The 255-nt window shown below is 55.7% G+C and carries 1 protein-coding gene; it reads left to right on the top strand.

From position 1 onward, the window contains the following. On the top strand, nt 1–255 hold a 255-nt coding region (locus ACLHZ1_RS20830; RefSeq protein ID WP_427263567.1), incomplete at both ends, for a transposase.

Raw genomic sequence — 255 nt, 5'->3', positions numbered from 1 at the left:
ATTTCCGCCACCTGCTGGAGCAGCATCAACTGGCCCGCCAATTGTTCAAGACCATCAATCGCTGGCTGGCCGAAGCAGGCGTCATGATGACTCAAGGCACCTTGGTCGATGCCACCATCATTGAGGCACCCAGCTCGACCAAGAACAAAGAGCAGCAACGCGATCCGGAGATGCATCAGACCAAGAAAGGCAATCAGTGGCACTTTGGCATGAAGGCCCACATTGGTGTCGATGCCAAGAGTGGCCTGACCCACA

This window comes from Aeromonas sobria (assembly GCF_050266975.1).
GTDB classification, from domain to species: domain Bacteria; phylum Pseudomonadota; class Gammaproteobacteria; order Enterobacterales; family Aeromonadaceae; genus Aeromonas; species Aeromonas sobria_B.
This window is presented reverse-complemented; position numbering and strand designations above follow the sequence as displayed.